At 34.7% G+C, this 18,103-nt stretch carries 17 protein-coding genes; 8 read left to right on the top strand and 9 right to left on the bottom strand.

Annotated features, from left to right (window positions below; all coding sequences use genetic code 11):
- Position 1: 1 nt before the first annotated feature.
- From hyfE to LQU93_RS04190, 6 genes are all read right to left on the bottom strand, one after another.
- Positions 2-646: a hydrogenase 4 membrane subunit gene (gene hyfE / locus LQU93_RS04215; RefSeq protein ID WP_229932643.1), complete on the bottom strand. Its 645-nt coding sequence runs from the start codon at positions 644-646 to the stop codon at positions 2-4.
- A 2-nt stretch (positions 647-648) separates the two neighbouring features.
- On the bottom strand, positions 649-1,557 hold the full coding sequence (locus LQU93_RS04210) for a respiratory chain complex I subunit 1 family protein (RefSeq protein WP_229932642.1): 909 nt from the start codon (positions 1,555-1,557) through the stop codon (positions 649-651).
- Positions 1,558-1,567: 10 nt separating this feature from the next.
- On the bottom strand, positions 1,568-3,514 hold the full coding sequence (locus LQU93_RS04205; protein ID WP_229932641.1) for a proton-conducting transporter transmembrane domain-containing protein: 1,947 nt from the start codon (positions 3,512-3,514) through the stop codon (positions 1,568-1,570).
- A gap of 1 nt (position 3,515) precedes the next feature.
- Positions 3,516-4,373 carry a 4Fe-4S dicluster domain-containing protein gene (locus LQU93_RS04200; RefSeq protein WP_229932640.1) on the bottom strand — a complete coding sequence of 286 codons (858 nt, stop codon included), beginning with the start codon at positions 4,371-4,373 and terminating at the stop codon, positions 3,516-3,518.
- A gap of 170 nt (positions 4,374-4,543) precedes the next feature.
- Positions 4,544-6,913 carry a tetratricopeptide repeat protein gene (locus LQU93_RS04195; RefSeq protein ID WP_229932639.1) on the bottom strand — a complete coding sequence of 790 codons (2,370 nt, stop codon included), beginning with the start codon at positions 6,911-6,913 and terminating at the stop codon, positions 4,544-4,546.
- A complete protein-coding gene (locus tag LQU93_RS04190; RefSeq protein WP_229932638.1) occupies positions 6,910-7,620 on the bottom strand; it encodes a hypothetical protein in 711 nt (236 codons plus the stop codon). Before LQU93_RS04190 ends, LQU93_RS04195 begins: the two co-directional genes overlap by 4 nt.
- 150 nt (positions 7,621-7,770) lie before the next feature.
- Here LQU93_RS04190 and rpsT point away from each other — a divergent pair, with 150 nt between their 5' ends.
- A complete protein-coding gene (gene rpsT, locus LQU93_RS04185) occupies positions 7,771-8,040 on the top strand; it encodes a 30S ribosomal protein S20 (RefSeq protein WP_229932637.1) in 270 nt (89 codons plus the stop codon).
- A 6-nt stretch (positions 8,041-8,046) separates the two neighbouring features.
- Positions 8,047-9,114 (top strand): peptide chain release factor 1, encoded by a 1,068-nt coding sequence (gene prfA, locus LQU93_RS04180; RefSeq protein WP_229932636.1) that lies wholly within the window; start codon positions 8,047-8,049, stop codon positions 9,112-9,114.
- A gap of 519 nt (positions 9,115-9,633) precedes the next feature.
- Here prfA and LQU93_RS04175 read toward each other — a convergent pair.
- Together LQU93_RS04175 and LQU93_RS04170 are read right to left on the bottom strand one after the other, a co-directional pair.
- A complete protein-coding gene (locus LQU93_RS04175) occupies positions 9,634-9,810 on the bottom strand; it encodes a hypothetical protein (RefSeq protein WP_229932635.1) in 177 nt (58 codons plus the stop codon).
- On the bottom strand, positions 9,789-10,007 hold the full coding sequence (locus LQU93_RS04170; RefSeq protein ID WP_229932634.1) for a hypothetical protein: 219 nt from the start codon (positions 10,005-10,007) through the stop codon (positions 9,789-9,791). The genes LQU93_RS04175 and LQU93_RS04170 overlap by 22 nt, the downstream gene beginning before the upstream one ends.
- Before the next feature lie 169 nt (positions 10,008-10,176).
- Here LQU93_RS04170 and LQU93_RS04165 point away from each other — a divergent pair, with 169 nt between their 5' ends.
- Positions 10,177-11,322, top strand: a complete 1,146-nt coding sequence (locus tag LQU93_RS04165; RefSeq protein ID WP_229932633.1) for an iron-containing alcohol dehydrogenase — start codon at positions 10,177-10,179, stop codon at positions 11,320-11,322.
- Between the two features lie 52 nt (positions 11,323-11,374).
- Here LQU93_RS04165 and LQU93_RS04160 read toward each other — a convergent pair whose 3' ends face one another.
- The gene (locus LQU93_RS04160; protein WP_229932632.1) at positions 11,375-12,106 is read right to left on the bottom strand and encodes a DUF4197 domain-containing protein; all 732 of its coding nucleotides are present in this window, start codon (positions 12,104-12,106) and stop codon (positions 11,375-11,377) included.
- 101 nt (positions 12,107-12,207) lie between these two features.
- On the opposite strand from LQU93_RS04160, the gene LQU93_RS04155 reads away from it, so the two are divergent.
- The 5 genes from LQU93_RS04155 (at position 12,208) to clpP (ending at position 18,093) form a co-directional block, all read left to right on the top strand.
- The gene (locus tag LQU93_RS04155; protein WP_229932631.1) at positions 12,208-12,762 is read left to right on the top strand and encodes a manganese efflux pump MntP; all 555 of its coding nucleotides are present in this window, start codon (positions 12,208-12,210) and stop codon (positions 12,760-12,762) included.
- An 88-nt stretch (positions 12,763-12,850) separates the two neighbouring features.
- Positions 12,851-14,488 carry a CTP synthase gene (locus tag LQU93_RS04150; RefSeq protein WP_229932630.1) on the top strand — a complete coding sequence of 546 codons (1,638 nt, stop codon included), beginning with the start codon at positions 12,851-12,853 and terminating at the stop codon, positions 14,486-14,488.
- The gene (gene recJ, locus LQU93_RS04145) at positions 14,472-16,058 is read left to right on the top strand and encodes a single-stranded-DNA-specific exonuclease RecJ (RefSeq protein ID WP_229932629.1); all 1,587 of its coding nucleotides are present in this window, start codon (positions 14,472-14,474) and stop codon (positions 16,056-16,058) included. The genes LQU93_RS04150 and recJ overlap by 17 nt, the downstream gene beginning before the upstream one ends.
- 107 nt (positions 16,059-16,165) lie before the next feature.
- Positions 16,166-17,503 (top strand): trigger factor, encoded by a 1,338-nt coding sequence (tig, locus tag LQU93_RS04140; RefSeq protein ID WP_229932628.1) that lies wholly within the window; start codon positions 16,166-16,168, stop codon positions 17,501-17,503.
- Entirely contained in the window at positions 17,503-18,093 is a 591-nt protein-coding gene (gene clpP / locus LQU93_RS04135; RefSeq protein WP_229932627.1) for an ATP-dependent Clp endopeptidase proteolytic subunit ClpP, read from the top strand. Before tig ends, clpP begins: the two co-directional genes overlap by 1 nt.
- Positions 18,094-18,103 lie beyond the last annotated feature (10 nt).

The raw sequence follows: 18,103 nt of genomic DNA, 5'->3' as shown, positions 1-18,103 counted from the left end.
CTTATCCCCTTAAATCCGTAGCTTTTGTGGTATCTAGTGTGTTAAATACCCTGTTAAATCTAAACGCTAGTGCAACCATTATAATAACTGCAAAGATCGCATCCGTCATAATGCCAAGCTCAACTAATTCATGTGCGTCGTAAGCTGTAAGTGCAAGTGTTAGATGTATGCCGTTTTCAAATGTGCAATAAGCAAGAATTTGCTTTACAAATGATTTTCTAAATATAAAGCCAAAAATTCCCACCATAAATACAAAGCCACCACCAATAAGTGCTATTTGATCTTTTATTAATGCGAAATTTGCAAATACATTGGCAAGTGCAACAGCAAATGCCAAGCTAAGCACAAGTGTGATAAATGGCGAAACAAAAAATCCACCTATTGGCTCGTCTTCGTTTTCAAAACCAGCATAACTAATCAAAAAGTATATAATCGCTGGGATTAGTAAAAATTTTGATAAAAATGCAAACTTAGCCCATGAATAAAGCTCACTCGCTTCATATGTAGAAGCAAGAGTATAAAATATGGCTATTAAAATTCCTGTTTGAGCCCAAAATGCTAAAAGGCTTTTTTTATAGCTTCTAAGTCCAAAAGCACATAAGGCACAAATCATCATAAGAATAACTAAAATAGATAATCCGCTCATAATTAAACTCCAAGTATGTATAAAACAGCGCCAAGAGCCGCTATAAGTGTTGGCGTAAGCACGTTTGTTTTAAGGCTTGAGATCATTTTATATCTTGGAGAGAAGTTATCTATAAATATAGCCAAAATATACAAAGCCCCAGCTAGTGCGATAAATAACACTAAATCAAACACTGCATTGCCACAGCTAGGAATAAATAAAAGCAAGAAAAATCCTAGCATACTAAATTGCTTTAGCAAAAGAGAAGTTTGAATAAGTGCTAAATCACGTCCGCTATACTCGCTTAATAGACCCTCTTGAAGCTCTTGCTCTGCTTCAGCTAAATCGTAAGGTTTTCTACCAGTCTCAACATACATAGCCCATAAAAACGCTATACCAGCAACCACAATGCTTGGCTTTACATAGCCACCTTCATTTATGAAATTTTTAATTTCAGGCATTGAGCTAGTGCCAAATGAAAATACAACAACACAAAGACTAAGCATGATGATAGGCTCAACATAAACGCCAAGCATGGTTTCACGACTAGCACTTACACCTGCAAATGGGTTTGCACTATCAACTGCTGCTGCTGAATAGACAAATTTAAAAAACGCACCAAGATAAAGCAATACAAACACATCGCTATAGCCTATGCTTTCAGTCCCCGCGTACATTATAGGCAACGCACAAAACATAGCAGCCGATGTAGCCACTAAAATAAAAGGCACATATTTATATAACGGATTGGCATGAGTTGGCATAACTCTACCACGTGATATTAGCTTATACATATCATAGTATGTCTGCATGATCGGCACACCATGACGTGCTTGATACTTTGCTCTTAGTTTTCTAGCAATTCCATCAAACAAAGGAGCGATAGCAAGAAGTGCTAAAAGCTGTAAAACCATCAAAGTAAAACTCATCATCTTTTGCTCCTTAGTATATATAGTATGCAGCTGCAAAGCATACAAATAGATAGATTAAGATATAAAGTGCATAGATGTTTGATTTACCATTTTGCACTATGCCTATTTTATCGGCAAATTTTACACACCAATTTACAACTGGTTCATATAGCCATATCCACCATATCTCTTTTGGTTTGTTTGAATACTCAACCTTATCAAAGTAGTTTTTAGCTACTACGGTTGGCTTATTGCGGTAGAAAAATTTAAGCACTTTTCTTAAATCTCCTGCAAATGACTGAGAAGCTATTTGCATATTTGCATCCCATTTAAAACCACTAGCCCATGGCTCAGTAAGACGAACTTTTGAGTTGTTTGCTTTAAAAATTTTAAGTATTATAAATGCAATAACTGCCAAAGCAACAAGCACAAATAAAACTGATGGGGTTTTTACTATGTTTAGATTTGAAATTTCTAGATTTAGACCAAAAATTGTCGAAGTAACTTTGGCTAAATTTGCGATCACAGTTGCACTAAATAGACCTAAAATCACACAAAAAACAGCTAGAGTTGATGTAGTAAATAGCATCGGCAAGCTTCCTTCTTTTGCGTGTTCGTATATCTTAGTGTCGCGTGGTTTACCTAAGAATATAGCTGAATAAACTTTAACAAATGTCATGATGGCCAATGCACCAGCTAAACCTATACAAAGCATAGCAATTACTAGCATGAGCTTAGCCATTGCACCAGCTTCGCCAGCTGTTGCTATAAAGCTTTGATAAAGCACCCACTCACTCATAAAGCCATTTAGAGGTGGGATAGCACAAATAGCAATTGAGCCTATCATAAATGCATATGAAGTATAAGGCATTTTTTGATGTAAGCCACCTAAAATATTTAGTTCTCTTGTGTGAGTTGCATTTGTAACGGCACCTGAGGCAAAAAACAGCATCGATTTAAATGTAGCGTGATTTATGATATGGAAAAATGCCGCTATAAAGCCGATGATTGCTATAAAGTTACTTTCTGTTGCTAGGCCATAATATCCAACGCCAAGTGCTGTTGTAATGATGCCGATATTTTCTACCGAACTATATGCGATTGTTCGTTTATAGTCATTATCTACCGCCGCATACAATATACCAAATAAAGCACTTGCTGCACCGCAAAACATAACTATATAAGCAAACGTTGTTGTAATGTCTAGCAATAGGCTGAATTTTATAAGTCCAAATAGTGCAACTTTTGTCATAATACCACTCATCATGGCTGAAGCATTTGAAGGGGCACAAGGGTGAGCCACTGCTAACCATACGTGCAAAGGCCATACACCAGCTTTGTTTCCAAAACCAATAAATAATAGCACAAGTAGCGTTAAGTTCATAGCAGGTGAAAACTCAAGACCTTTAAAGTCCAAAAATTCATAACTACCACCACTAGCCGCACTCATAATCACAAATGCTACAACTATACAAAATGCACCAATTTGTGAAAATCCTAGATATATCATAGTAGCTGATAGTGCGTTTTTATCTTCGTGATCATTCATATAGATAAATAGTCCTGATACAAGTGTCATAATCTCCCATAAAAGGATAAATGCAAACATATCAGTGGCTGTCATCACCATAAGCATCGATAGTATGAATGAGTTATAAATAGCAGCAAATGCTCCTAAGTTTAATTTAGAGTCTTTAACATATCCGATAGAGTAAATACCAGCAAAAAATCCGATAGTTGATATGATAAAGCAGAAGAAATTTTCTAAAGTTGAAGCTGTAAAATACGGATCTTGTAAGAAATTTCCAAATAGCTCAAATGTGTTTGTGTTGTACATATTTGATAAAAAATACCAAGCAGAAATCAAACAAGTAGCAGCACCGCCACCAAATCCAATACTTAAAGCGAGTTTTTTGTTTCTATATATAAATAAACTAGCTATGCTTAAAACGAAAAATAGCGTAAATATAATCGCCATCTTATGCCTCCTTGCCTGTATTTTGTGAAGCCTTGCCCTTTTTAGCGTCTTTTGCTTTTACTTCAGGTTCTGGCTTTGCCGTTTGGGCTTGTGTTTTTACAGGTGTTTCTTCTGACTGTGTAGCTTGTGTTGTTTTTGGCTCAGATGTTGGAGCATCTGTTTGAGTTTTAGACTGAGCATCTGGTGTTTGCTCTTTTGTTTCTGTTTTTGCTTGAGTTTTAGCTTCGCTTGTTGGAGCTTGTTCGCTTACTTGCTCTTTAGGCTCAGTCTTTGTTGTTTCTGGTTCTTTTGTGGGCTCTACATATTCGCGACCTAGCACATTGGCTATAAATCTACTTTGATCACCCTTTAATTTTTTGCCATAAACATGATTTTCATTTATAGGATCAATTAATAGCAATGCACCCTTAGGACATGAGTCGATACAGGCTTGCACACCTTCTCGTCCAGCACATAAATCACATTTCATGGCTACTGATTTGCGTCCCTTGGCACAGCCAACTTTATAGTCATCTTCATCGACTTTTATAGAAGGTATGCTTTCAGCATTCATATGTATAGCACCATACGGACAGGCAATAGAGCAGAGCTTACAGCCTATACAGATGCTTTCTCTAAACTCGATATAAGAGTCTTTTGAAAATATCAATGCAGATGTAGGACAGACGTTGGCACAGGGTGAATCATCACACTGGCGACATTGATTTGGCATTTTGCCAGTCTCGAGAGCTAAGACATTTAGACGAGTTTTATTTAATCGTCCTCTTGCATAAGCACTCTTTACACAAGCCTTTTCACAGGCTTTACAACCGATACAAAGTTCTGGGTTGCAGATAACAAACCTATGTTTTTTTGCCATTTGTGGCCTTTCTTAAAAATTGAGTTGCTAGATTTTAACAAAAGAATTCTGAAATTAAATTAAGTGTAAATAAAAAAACTAAATTTTATAAATTTTATTCGTTTTAGTTTTGTAATTTTATAAATGTGTAATGTAAAAATTACATTTTTAACACGAAATTATAATTTGTATTACTGAATTAACCAAAGCTGTGCTTCGCAAAGTGAAGTGTAGGAATTTTTAATGTTTGAACTTACACACTCGTCTAAATGTAGCCTTGCTAAATCATTGCGTTTTAGCTGTATATAAATGTCGCTTATTAAGCTTAAGGCACGGCTTCGCTCTTCTGGTTTTAATTTTAATGTTAGGATGTATTTTGCTTCATCTAAGGCTTGTGCTACGTTGTCAAGTTTGAGTGAAGAAGCGGCATATATGAAATTTAGACTAGGAGTAAATGTGTTAATTCTAACGCCATTTTGCAAATCAAGTGCCTTTTTGGCATAAATTGAAGCATTTGCAAAATCATTCTTGCCAAAAGAGTATCTTGCTAACTCATCATAAGCTTCAATAAGCTTAAAATCATAGCCTCTTAAATCCTTTGTGGCGTTTAGTGTAGCCATGGCTTCACTAAATCTATCTAACTTTAAAAGTGAATAAAACCTGTAAAATAACGCTGGAGTTGGATCGGCATGCTCTGTAGTGGAACCGACTGCAAGGGCATCATTTGACGCTTTTATGCTGCTTTCGTAATCTTGATTTAAATATGCCGCATGAGCTAAATTTACCAACCATTCAGTTTTATCTAGCATATCATTTGTGTATATGTGGCTACTTGCTAAATTTAGACCATCTTTGTATCTGGCTGTTCTTATATAGCAATCAAATAGTTTAAATTGTGCTAATTCTAGGCGATTAAAATCATAGTGTTCTATTAAATTTATTACGCTTTGACAGTCATTTTTTCTAATTGCCTCTTTAGATAGTTCAAGTGCTGCTTGTCCAAGAAGTGCTAGACCTTTGGTTTGATTTAGATCTTTTATTATATCTGTGTAGCTTAGTGTTTCTTGAAATTTTCTTTCACTATTGTTTAGTTCAAGTTCAGATATGAGTGCTTTTACGCCGATATCGCCACGCTCATAGCGACTCATTAAAGCCTGATAGTGTTCGTGTAATTTTGTTGAATTATTCTCATTAAGCTCAAAAAATAACGCATCTTTTGCACTCTCTACCTCGCTAGTATATTCTCCGTATTTATATTCATCTTGATAGCGTGTGAGTGCTTCGTATGCACTTTGCACTTGATTTGCTTTAGCCAAGGATATGCCTAAATTTTTAAGTGCTGCTTCGTAATGCTCATCTCTTTTGCTGCTATTATCTGTTAATATTTGGTATATTTTAGCGGCTACATCTGGCATATTTTGAGATAAAAATTGACTTGCTAAATCCATAGCTTTTAGCCTATCGTTTAAAAAATAGTTGGCATTTGCATCTAAAATTTTATTTACGTATTTTTTAGCCTCTTGCATACTATCTTTTTCTATGTTTGAATTAGCCAACGAGAGTGCTGCACGACTGGCAACATCTAAGTCATCAGTAAAATATAAAATATCTTCATACAGTTTAACTGCCTCTTTGCTTCGTCCATTTTTATATAATTGATCAGCATATTCTAGTGTGGCAAGTGATGTAAATTTTGAGCTTTTATGTTCGCTCATGAGTATATCAATCATGTATTTTGCATCACTTAAAACAGCTTCTTTTATATAAGCTCTAGCTAGCATATATAGCACTTCTGGATAATTTTCATCAGATGTAAAGCGTCTCATCCACGCCTTGCCTTCATCAATTATGTTTGATGGTTGCAACCCTTCATATTCGTTTTGTGTATCAAAAATTTTATCCATTGCACGAAGTCTATATAGTAAAAAATCGCCTAAAAATATACTATTTTGATGGCGTTGTATGGCTGTTTGAGTATCGCTTATAACTTTATTATACATATGAGCATCGTATGACTTTTTAATGCCTATATATATGTCTATGTCATTGCTATCCATGCCTTCAAGTGGGGTTTTGCTAAAATCTAATGCTCCAATATTAGGCAACAGCATATCAGGAAAAGATGGAGAAAAATTTATACCATTTGGAGTTTTTGGATCAAATTCGCTTAAATTGGGATCGATTAATATGCTAAATTTTGTTGATTTTTGGTTTTTGTTTAGCGATACTGCTTCGTTTTCATGAAGTTTAGCACTTGTGTTAAAAAGTCTTGAGTTTGTTTTAGGAAGCACTACGATAAATAGTTTATCGCCTTCTTTTTTGTATCTTATATCCATTAGTGCTAAATCGACATCTTGAATATCTACAATACCATCATCGTCTAGCATGCAAGCATATCTTTTTGTATTGTATGCTAAAATTTGTTCTATACATTCAAATTCTCTTTCATCGGATAGCTCTATAACACTATATGGTTTTTGATTTTCTATGCCGCTATTAATACTGAGACTAAAGCCAAACAAAAAAATCGGAAATACTGCTAAATATTTAAAGAATTTCAAGCCTTGCTAACCTTTACTAATTTAAAATCATAGCCACTTTTTTTGCCAACGCCAACAAATGCTATTGTTGAATGAGTATTAACATCTAATTTAAATATGCCTAAATAAGAAAAGCCATCGCCTTCAAGCACGATTTTGTCGCCATCTTTTACTTTGGCAACAGTTGCAAAACTGACTCCACCTTTTATATATCTTTTATCGCTTTTTACTTGATAAATTACAGCTCCATCATATACATCAAGCTCGTCAAGTTCGCTAAGCTCGTAATCTGTTTGTATTTGTTGGATATTCTCATCAGCCACAACAATATTCATATTTAAAATTTCAAGAAATTTCATTATGTTTTTGCTATCTTTATGGGTAAAAAATGAGCTGTCTATAATGATTTGTTTTGCGTCACTTAGCCATTCATTTAGTTCTTCAAATTCCTCCTCGCCAACGCTGCACTCTCCGCTTAAATAGCCCTCATCAAGGTCGTTAAAATACTCATTTTTTACACCTTTGTATTTGCAAATAAGTGCCAAAACATAACTAATACTACCTATTTCACATTTTATAAAATTCTCATTATCTAAAAAACTATCATTTATGCACGATATATAGCGGTATTCACATTCGCTTAGTTTCTTGGCTAACTCTTTGTTGCTAAGTGAGAGATAATTTGCTATGCTTAATGTTTTTGTTTTTTGAAAACTATGAAATTTCATACATCTATCCTTTTGGCATATTTTACCAAATTTATATTGAAATTTTACTCAACTTGAAGTGTGTGCTTTAAATTTTGCTTATATTAAGTATCGTTTAAATATATTTTTAGTAAAATCGGCAATTTAAATTCACATTAACAAGGGCAAATTATGGCAAATCACAAATCTGCTGAAAAAAGAGCAAGGCAAACTATTAAAAGAACGGAAAGAAATAGATTTTATCGTACTAGACTTAAAAATATCACAAAAGGTGTTTTAGTTGCGGTAGAGGCTAAAGACTTAGACAAAGCAACAGAAGCACTAAAACTAGCCAATAAGAGCTTTCATAGCTTCGTAAATAAAGGCTTTTTAAAGAAACAAACAGCTTCACGTCGTGTAAGCCGCCTAGCAAAATTAGTAAATACTCTAAAATCTGCATAATTATAAATGCTTCGTGATAAACTTCGCCCATTTTTGGATCGCTATAACGAGATAACTGCATTACTTAGCGATCCAGATATCATAAATGACATTGATAGAATGACTAAACTCTCAAAAGAGCAGTCGTCCATACAAGATATAAAAAATGCGGCAAGTGAATATCTAAAAACTTTAGATGACATCGAAGAAAACAAGCTTCTCTTAGATGATGCTGAACTTGGCGAATTAGCTAAAGATGAGCTAAAAAACGCTCAAAATAGGATAGTTGAGCTTGAAAATGAGATCAAAATTTTACTATTGCCAAAAGATCCAAACGACGATAAAAACATATTTTTAGAGATACGTGCAGGCACCGGTGGTGACGAGGCTGCACTTTTTGTTGGGGATTTGTTTAATGCATATATTAGATATGCAGAGGCTAGAGGGTATAAATTTGAGATAGTAAGTCAAAGCGAAGGAAGTGTTGGTGGTTTTAAAGAGGTTATTTTGCTTATTAAGGGGCAGGGTGCATACTCACGATTAAAATTTGAAGGTGGCACTCATAGAGTTCAGCGCGTACCTGAAACTGAAAGTCAAGGCAGAGTTCATACTTCTGCAGTAACCGTGGCCATCATGCCAGAGGTGCAAGATAGCGAGATACAGATTAATCCAAATGATTTACGAATAGATGTTATGCGTAGCTCAGGGCATGGCGGACAGAGTGTAAATACAACCGATAGTGCCGTACGTATTACTCATATACCAACGGGTTTAGTTGTCACCAATCAAGATGGTAAGTCTCAACACAAAAATAAAGAAGCCGCAATGAAGGTGTTAAAAGCAAGACTTTATGAGATGCAAGAGGCTGAGAGATTAGAAAAAGAGATGAGTGAGAGAAAACAACAAGTAGGGACTGGCGATAGAAGTGGTCGCATAAGAACGTATAATTTCCCACAAAATCGCATAAGTGATCACCGCATAAATCTTACACTTTATAGGCTTGAAGCCATAATGGCTGCTGGATTATTTGATGAGATTATAGATCCGCTTATAGCAAATGCACAAGCTCAAGCCCTAAGTGCGGCAGGATTATAAAATTCAAGCATTAAACTTATTGTGATAGGCTAAACAATATCAATTTAGGGCATTAAATTTTGCTTTTTTGTCTTTGAATGCAGTATTATCAGTGAAATTTGATAGAGATTTTTGCAAGTTTTAAATCTAAACTCACACTATTTTAAGTGCGACAAAAGTTATCTTTTTTATGCCTTTAAATTTGTTTAATCTATACTTTGCAAAAACACAAAAACTCTCAATTTCATTGATATATTTTCTGCCGTTTCACAGAAACATTTTTTGCTTTGCGAAAATGTTTCTTGAAATAAAGTTTTAAAATTCTTTAAATTTGTTTTGGGAATTCTTAAATGATGGGTGTGTTTTTGATGGTTTGGTTTTTAACTTCGCTTCGCTCGTTACAAGATGATAGCTTAAGTCGCTATCCCTATGAAGAACTTCGCTTTGTTTGTTGCTGAAAATAGCATCAATAAAATCGCTTTAGCACTCTTTAAGAAAGCCTATTTTGTTTGATTTGGGTTAAAATTACGCCAAATAATTTTATTTTAAAAAATCTCTAAATACATCGTAAAACAAATCATCAATACGATCTTGATTCTTTTGGCTTCTTGTGCGAGTATCATGCGTGTATTCTTCACACTCAAGAGATTGGCTTTGCAACATTTTGTTGTAGTCATAGGTTGATTGATACTCATCTAAATTTCGTGGATCAAACATATGTTGTTTTTTATTTGTTTTTTGAGTGCTTTTTTGCATGGTGCTTTTTGTGTTTGGTTTTGTATGATTACTGTGATATTTTGGTTGTTTATGATATCAGCATTTTGCATTGTTGTTTGAGTTTGTTTGGTATTAAAAGCAAAAATTTGTGTTAAAAATGCACTAAAAAATAGTATTGATATTGTAAAATTTTTCATATTTGTCCTTTATTTTGAAATCGCTATAGTATAATATTTTGCTTAATCAATACTTAACTTGATTTAATTTATGGCGATTGCTTGTGTTTTAAATATTTTTTGTTTTAAAATTATAAAATTTAAGTTAAAATTTTAACTGTATAATTACAACTTTATTTAAGGAGAAAAGATGAGAAATTTTAGTTTTGTAAATCCGGTTAGGATTGAGTTTGGCAGAGGTAAAGAAAAAGAAATAGGCAAATATATGAGCGAGTTTGAAGCCAAAAAAGCAGTTGTTTTATATGGCTCAGAGCGTGTTAGACACAGTGGTTTGCTGGGTGTAGCTACTGATGATTTAAAGGCACATGGTATTGAGTTTGTAGAGGTTGGCGGAGTAAAGTCAAATCCTGTTTTAAGCAAAGTAAATGAGGTTATAAAAATTGCAAAAGATTTTGGTGCGGATAGCATTTTGGCTGTTGGCGGTGGCTCTGTGTTAGATAGTGCCAAAGCCATAGCGGCTGGTGCATGTTATGACGGCGATGTTTGGGACTTTTTTACAGGTAAAGAGCCTAATAAAGCACTTAAAATTTTTGACATTATAACACTTGCGGCAACTGGTTCTGAGATGAATACTGGCGGAGTTGTGACAAATGAGCAAACCAAGCAAAAATATGCCATTCAAGCACAGTGCTTGTTTCCAAAAGTATCTGTGATAAATCCGGAGCTTCAAGCTACAGTAACGCCTGAATATCTAGTTTATAGTGCGAGTGATATTATAGCTCACTCGATTGAGGGTTATTTTACGGCGAGTTATCATCCAGAGTTAATTAGAATGCAGATTGAAGCTAATATAAAAATGGTTATAAAAACGACAGAAATTTTACTAGCAAATCCTGATGACTATGACGCAAGAGCTGAGTTTGCATGGGCTGCAACTATGGCACTTAATGGCTTTACGTATCTTGGCGTAGAAGGATACTCGTATCCAAATCATATGATAGAGCATGCTATGTCTGCCGTGACTGATTGCCCTCATGGTGCTGGACTTAGTGTGGTTATTCCAGCATGGATGAAGTGGTATAAAGATAAAAATAAGACTGCGTTTGAGAGATTTGCACGTGAAATTTTTGGATTAAAAACCGCGGATGAGGGTATAGAGGCATTAAAAGCATGGTTTGATAAGGTAAATACCCCTACTACTTTAAAGCAATTAAACATAGATGATAAAATTTTAACTGAAATAATTGAAGTTGCAAATCACCACTCAAAAGATTGGGGCATGAGCGACATATATACAAATGACGCAATAGCTGAAATTTTCTCTTACGCTAGATAGATTTAAAGTGCTTGGCTTTATTTTTGATAAAGCCAAGTTTAATTTTGTTTAATTATTTAAATTTATTAATTATACTTTTTACTGAAGTATTTCTTAAGTTACTCTCTTTTTCGCTCATTAGATTAAACAGCCCATCTAAACTTTTTCTAGTTATATAATCGTTTAAATCACCATCATTTGCTCCATCAGATAGTCCTAAATTTGAAGCTATGTCTTTTAAATTTGTAGCTACTTGGCTTTTTGTTAAGGCATTGTCTTTAACATATGAGTTTAGAGTGTTGTATGCTGTTGCAAAGCTATTTTTGCTCATCATCTCTTCAATGATTGGCTTAAAAACGGCAGATAATTCATCATTTGCATGGGTTTGTAGGTAGTTTGTTAGGGCATTATCAGAGCTTGAAAATAGGCTTTTTATATCATCTTCGCTCATGTTTGATATGGTTTGTGCAAATACCTTACTTGCTCCGCCAACAGCTTTTGTAGCGGCTTCATTTATTGATTTAGTTAGCTCGGTTGCGTATTTTTCACCACCCACTTTACTTGCTAAATTTGCTGCTGTTTTTAGTGTGGCTGGTAGTTCGATTTCGGCAACAGCGTTGTTTAAATAGCCATTTTTGCTTAAATCATCAACCGCACTTTGTAATGCTTTGTTTAACAGGCTTTTATAATCTCCTGAGTTTGAGCTTGAACTTATCTCTTGTGCTTTGTTTATGACCTTGTTTAAGTCAAAAGCGTGTAAATTTAGTGCTACGATAACACTTAAAAATAGTAGTAATTTTTTCATATTTTGTCCTTTGTTTTGAGTTTTCAAATTTATCTAAAATTTGCAAATGTCTAATTAATATTTAAAATTTTGATACAATTTCGATTTTAAAGGAGCTTGTTTTGGATATATATTTTTTAGCATTTGCTTTGGCTATGGATAGCGTGGCATTAAGTCTTGCAAATGGGGCAAATTGTAAGGATTTAAAAACATTTGAAGTCATGAAAATGGCATTTATGTTTAGTTTTTTTCAGGCAATTATGCCATTTTTAGGCTATATTTTGGGGATTAGTTTTGTTGATTTTATCAGTGATATAGATCATTTTATAGCCTTTGTAATACTCGTATTTTTAGGCATAAAAATGATAAGACAAAGTGATGAGATAAAAGATGATGAGTGCTTAGTAAGACTTGATAATAAAACTCTAATAATAGGTGCATTTGCTACCAGTATAGACGCACTTGCCGTTGGTGTAACGTTTAGCTTTGCTGAAATTTCTATATTAAACGCTTGTGTGATTATAGGTGTAGTTTGTTTTATTCTTTGTGTTTTAGGGTGTTATATCGGCAAATATGCTGGTGAAATTTTAGAGAAAAAAGCTATGATTTTAGGCGGTATAATACTTATGATTATAGGTGTTAAAATTTTAATAACCCACCTTTTTGATGTAGCCTAAATCAAATATAAACAGATACATAACATAGAAAATTTTAATCATAAAAAAGATATAATCAGCCCATCTAAAAATAAAAATAAGGAAAAAGATGTCAAAACAGACTAAATACATTTTTGTTACAGGTGGAGTTTTAAGCTCACTTGGCAAGGGTATAGCGGCGGCGAGTATAGGCACACTTTTAAAAAGTTCAGGTTTAAAAATCAGCATTTTAAAAGCTGATCCATACATAAACGTAGATCCAGGGACTATGAGTCCGCTAGAGCATGGAGAGGTGTTTGTTACTGATGATGGTGCGGAAACGGATCTTGATTTAGGGCATTATGAGAGATTTTTAGACGAGAGTTTATCTCAAGATAATAACTTCACAACAGGGCGAGTTTATAGCTCGGTAATTGAAAAAGAGCGTAGAGGGGATTATCTTGGTAAGACTATTCAGGTCATACCGCATATTGTTGGAGAGATAGTTGAGCGTATAAAACGTGCTGGAGAGGGCAAAGATATACTTATAGTCGAGATTGGTGGCACCGTTGGCGATATAGAGGGATTGCCATTTTTAGAAGCCATTAGAGCGTTGCGAACAGAAGTCGGACGCAAAAATGCCATGACTATTCATCTAACGCTTGTGCCATATATCAAAGTGGCTGGTGAGTTAAAAACTAAGCCAACGCAGCATAGCGTGGGCGAACTTCGTCGTATAGGCATAAGCCCAGATATGATAATATGTCGTAGCGAAATGGCACTAAATCGTGAGTTAAAAGATAAAATTGCATTAAGTTGCGGTGTCGAGAAAAATTGTGTTATAGAAAGTGCCGATAGTCAAAGCATATATCAAATACCACTTTCATTCTTAAAACAAGACATTCTAACACCAATAGCTGAAATTTTAGCCCTTAATGAGCTAAAGCCAGACATGGCGACATGGGATAGCCTAGTAAAACGCATCATTGCTCCAACTGGCGAGACTACAATAGCCTTTGTTGGAAAATATATAGATTTAAAAGAGAGCTATAAAAGCTTGACTGAGAGTATTATTCATGCTGGTGCAAATTTAGACACTAGGGTAAATTTAAAATGGGTCGATAGTGAAAAAGTTGATAGCGAAAATGTTGATGAAATTTTAAAAGATGTTGATGGTGTGCTTGTGGCTGGTGGATTTGGCGAAAGAGGGATAGAGGGCAAAATAATGGCGATAAAATACGCTAGAGAAAATAATGTGCCTTATCTTGGCATATGCCTTGGTATGCAACTTGCATTAATTGAGTTTGCTAGAAATGTGTTAAAGCTACCAAATGCCAACTCAGTAGAATTTGAGCCAAACTGTGAAAACCCTATAATCTATCTAATAGACAGCTTCATAGATGCTCATGGAGAAAAGCAAATCCGCACTCATAAAAGCCCACTTGGTGGGACTATGAGACTTGGTGCGTATGAGTGTGAGCTAAAACCAAAATCTTTACTGGCTGGTGTTTATGGTGGTGCTAAAACGGCAACTGAAAGACACAGACATAGATTTGAAGCAAATCCAAAATATAAAAGTGATTATGAAAAATCTGGACTTGTTATAAGCGGAACAAGCAGTAATTTAATAGAGGCTATCGAACTAAAAGAGCATAAATTTTTCCTTGGAGTTCAGTTTCATCCAGAATTTACTAGCCGTCTAACTAAGCCTAATCCGACAATTCTTGGCTTTATAGACGCAAGTATTAAAAATGCCAAATCTAAGTAAGCTAGGCAAAGATGAGATCAGGAATTTACTTCAAGATAGATTTAGCAAGGATTTGCATAAAAAACTATCTGAAATTCCTAAGCCTTGTGCCTTAAAAGATATATACAAAGGTGCAAATCGTATAAAAGATGCGATTAATCGCAATGAAAAAATAGTTATTGTCGGAGACTATGATGTTGATGGCGTGATCTCATGTGTAATACTTGCGGAATTTTTTGATTTTTTAGGCGTTAGAAACTACCGTGTTCGCATACCAAATCGCTTTAAAGATGGATATGGATTAAATCCAGAGATAATAGATGAGCTAGGCGACGTTTCACTTATCATTACAGTAGATAATGGCATAAGTGCAAACGAAGCTGCCGATGAGTGTATAAAAAAGGGTATTGATTTAATTATAACCGATCATCATATGCCGCCACCCATTCTTCCAAATGCCTACGCAATCATTAATCCAAAGCAAGATGCGTGTTGTTTTCCAAATATCGAAATATGCGGTGCTCAGGTGGCTTGGTATTTGGTTGGTGCGATAAAAGAGGTTTGTGAGATAGAGTATGATATGTCAAAATTTCTAGATCTATTGTCAATTGCGATAATTGCTGACATGATGGAGCTACGAGATATGAACCGCATACTAGTTAGACTTGGAATTTCAAAGTTAAACTCAACAGATAGAAAAGCATTTATGGCAATTAGGGACTTTTATGGCAAAGAGCGTTTTGAGTGCGATGATATAAGCTTTTTAATCGCTCCACTTATAAACTCAGCTGGACGGATGAACGATGCTATAAACTCATATAATTTTTTACGTTCAAAAGATATAAACGAGGCATTTGATTATCTTGATATGATAGTTGAGTTTAATAACGATAGAAAAGAAGAAGAGCGTCATCTTTTTGAAAGCTCATTAAAAGATGTAAGTGAAGATGATCACATAATAGTAAAATGGGGTGAAGAGTGGCATGAGGGGGTTATTGGTATAGTCGCATCACGTCTAGCTAAGCACTTTAAAAAACCAGCTATAGTTTTTAGCGTGGATAAGGACAGAGCCAAAGGCAGTGCTAGAAGCGTAGGCAAGATAGATATACTCTCTTTAATTGCAAAGCAAGAGCATTTATTGTCTAGCTATGGCGGACATAAGGGGGCGGCTGGGCTAGTGTGTGAGCCTTGCAATTTAGAGGAATTTAAGTTAGAAATAAACAAGAGTTGTTTTTTGATGGATTTGCATACGCATAGCATATCAGATGAGCTTTTGGGCGAAATAAAAGCCAATGAGATAGATTATGATCTGCTTGAAATTTTAGAATTTTATGAGCCATATGGGCAAAAAAATCCAAGACCAATTTTTTGCTTAAAGAATGTTTTTGTAAAAAATGAAAAACTAATCGGCAAAGATCAAAATCACTTAAAATTGATATTGCAAAAAGATGATAAAATACTAGAAGCTCTATTTTTTAACCATACTAGACATGTAAAAATAGGCGAGAGTATAGATATAGTTTTTTCGATATCCAAAAACTCATTTAGAGGGCTTGTGACACCGCAGCTTATGATAAAAGAGATCCTATAAATCAAGGAGAAATTCTCTCCTTGAATGCAAAATTTATTAATTTATACATTTAATAAGGAAAATTTTGCTATATTAAGCACCAAATTTTTGTTTAAAAAAGGAAAGAAATGGCAATCACTACAAATGCTATCGATAGCGTAAATATTGAAGTAATCGCAAAGATAGATAATCAACAAATTAAAGCTAGTTTGGACAAGCTAGCAAAAAAAGCAGCAAAAACTATGAAAGTAGATGGCTTTCGTCAAGGTCATGTGCCAGTTGCAGTTGTTTTAAAAAGATATGAAAAAGAGCTAACAGCAGATGCCGAACAAGAGGCATTAAGAAATAGCGTAGAGGAAGCATTAAAGTCATCAAACAAAGAGCAAAAGGATTTAATAGGCGAACCGTTTTTTGATAAATTTGATAGAAATGATGATGGCATAGATGCTGTATTTACACTGTCATTTAAACCAAAAGTTGATATAAGTGGATATGAAAGTATAATCCCTGAGTATTCAACTCCAAGAGTTATGAAAAAAGATATTGATGAGAAAAAACAAGAAATTTTAAAAATGGTAGCCCCACTTGAAAAGATAGAGCAAAACAGAGCATTGGCAAGTGGTGATTTTGCAAAATTTGATTTTGAAGGCTTTGTAGATGGCGTAGCATTTGATGGTGGCAAGGCTGAAAACTACCTATTAGAAATTGGCTCAGGTCAGTTTATACCAGGTTTTGAAGATGGTATGATAGGGTTAAATATTGGCGAAGAAAAAGATATAAATGTAACTTTTCCGCAAAATTACGGAGCTGAAAATTTAGCAGGAAAACCGGCTGTGTTTAAAGTAAAACTACATGAAATTCAAGCAAGAAAAATTCCAGAAAAACTAGACGCTGATATGTTAAAATCAATCATACCAAATGAAGAAAATCCAACCGAAGAGCTACTAGAAGAGCGTATAAAAGAGCAGCTTAAAAACGAAAAACTATTTAAACTAATTGCTGAAGAGCTAAAGCCAAAATTTGCTGAAGCTGCGGTTGAGAAATTTGGCTTTGATGTTCCAAAAAACATAGTAGAGCAAGAGATGGATATGCAGTTTCAAGGTGCATGGAATACATTTAGCGAAGATGAAATTAAAAAATTACGCGAAGATCAAGATGCTGTAAGAGCCAAGCGTGAAGAGTATAGAAAAGATGCAACAAATAGTGTTAGACTTACATTTATCATCGATGAGTTAGCACGTGTAAGAGGCGTTAGCGTGGCAGATCAAGAAGTAGTTCAGGCTGTATATTTTGAAGCTTATAGAATGGGACAAGATCCAAAAGCACACTTAGAGCTTTACCAAAGACAAGGAATGCTGCCTGCTATAAAAATGTCGATGATAGAAGAAAAACTGTTTAACGAAATGTTTGCAAGTGACAATAAAAAAACAAAAAAAGATAAAGCAGAAAGCGATAAGGCAGAATAATGAGCTATTACGTACCAGTTGTAGTAGAGCGTACAAGCAAAGGCGAGAGAAGCTATGATATCTACTCTCGTTTATTAAAAGATAGAATTATAATGCTAAGTGGTGGCATAGAAGACGCCATGGCATCTTCTATCGTTGCTCAGCTTTTATTTTTAGAAGCAGAAGATCCAGAAAAGGATATATATCTATACATAAATAGTCCGGGCGGAGTGGTTACATCTGGATTTAGCATATATGATACAATGAATTATATAAAGCCGGATGTTTGCACTATATGCATAGGTCAAGCAGCATCAATGGGGGCATTTTTGCTTAGTTCTGGAGCAAAGGGTAAGCGATATGCTTTGACAAATTCGCGCATTATGATACATCAACCGCTCGGTGGAGCTAGGGGACAAGCGACCGACATAGAGATACAAGCTAAGGAAATTTTACGCTTAAAAGATATTTTAAATCAGACTTTAGCCAAAAACACAGGACAAAAACTATCAAAAATAGTTCGTGACACAGAGCGTGATTATTTCATGAGCTCTGTTGAAGCAAAAGATTATGGATTGATAGACAACGTTTTAGAAAAAAGCTTTAAATAAGAGGCAAAAA

It is taken from the genome of Campylobacter majalis (assembly GCF_905120465.1).
GTDB classification, from domain to species: domain Bacteria; phylum Campylobacterota; class Campylobacteria; order Campylobacterales; family Campylobacteraceae; genus Campylobacter_A; species Campylobacter_A majalis.
The sequence above is the reverse complement of the archived record's forward strand: the minus strand, read 5'-3'. Positions and strand labels throughout refer to the sequence as shown.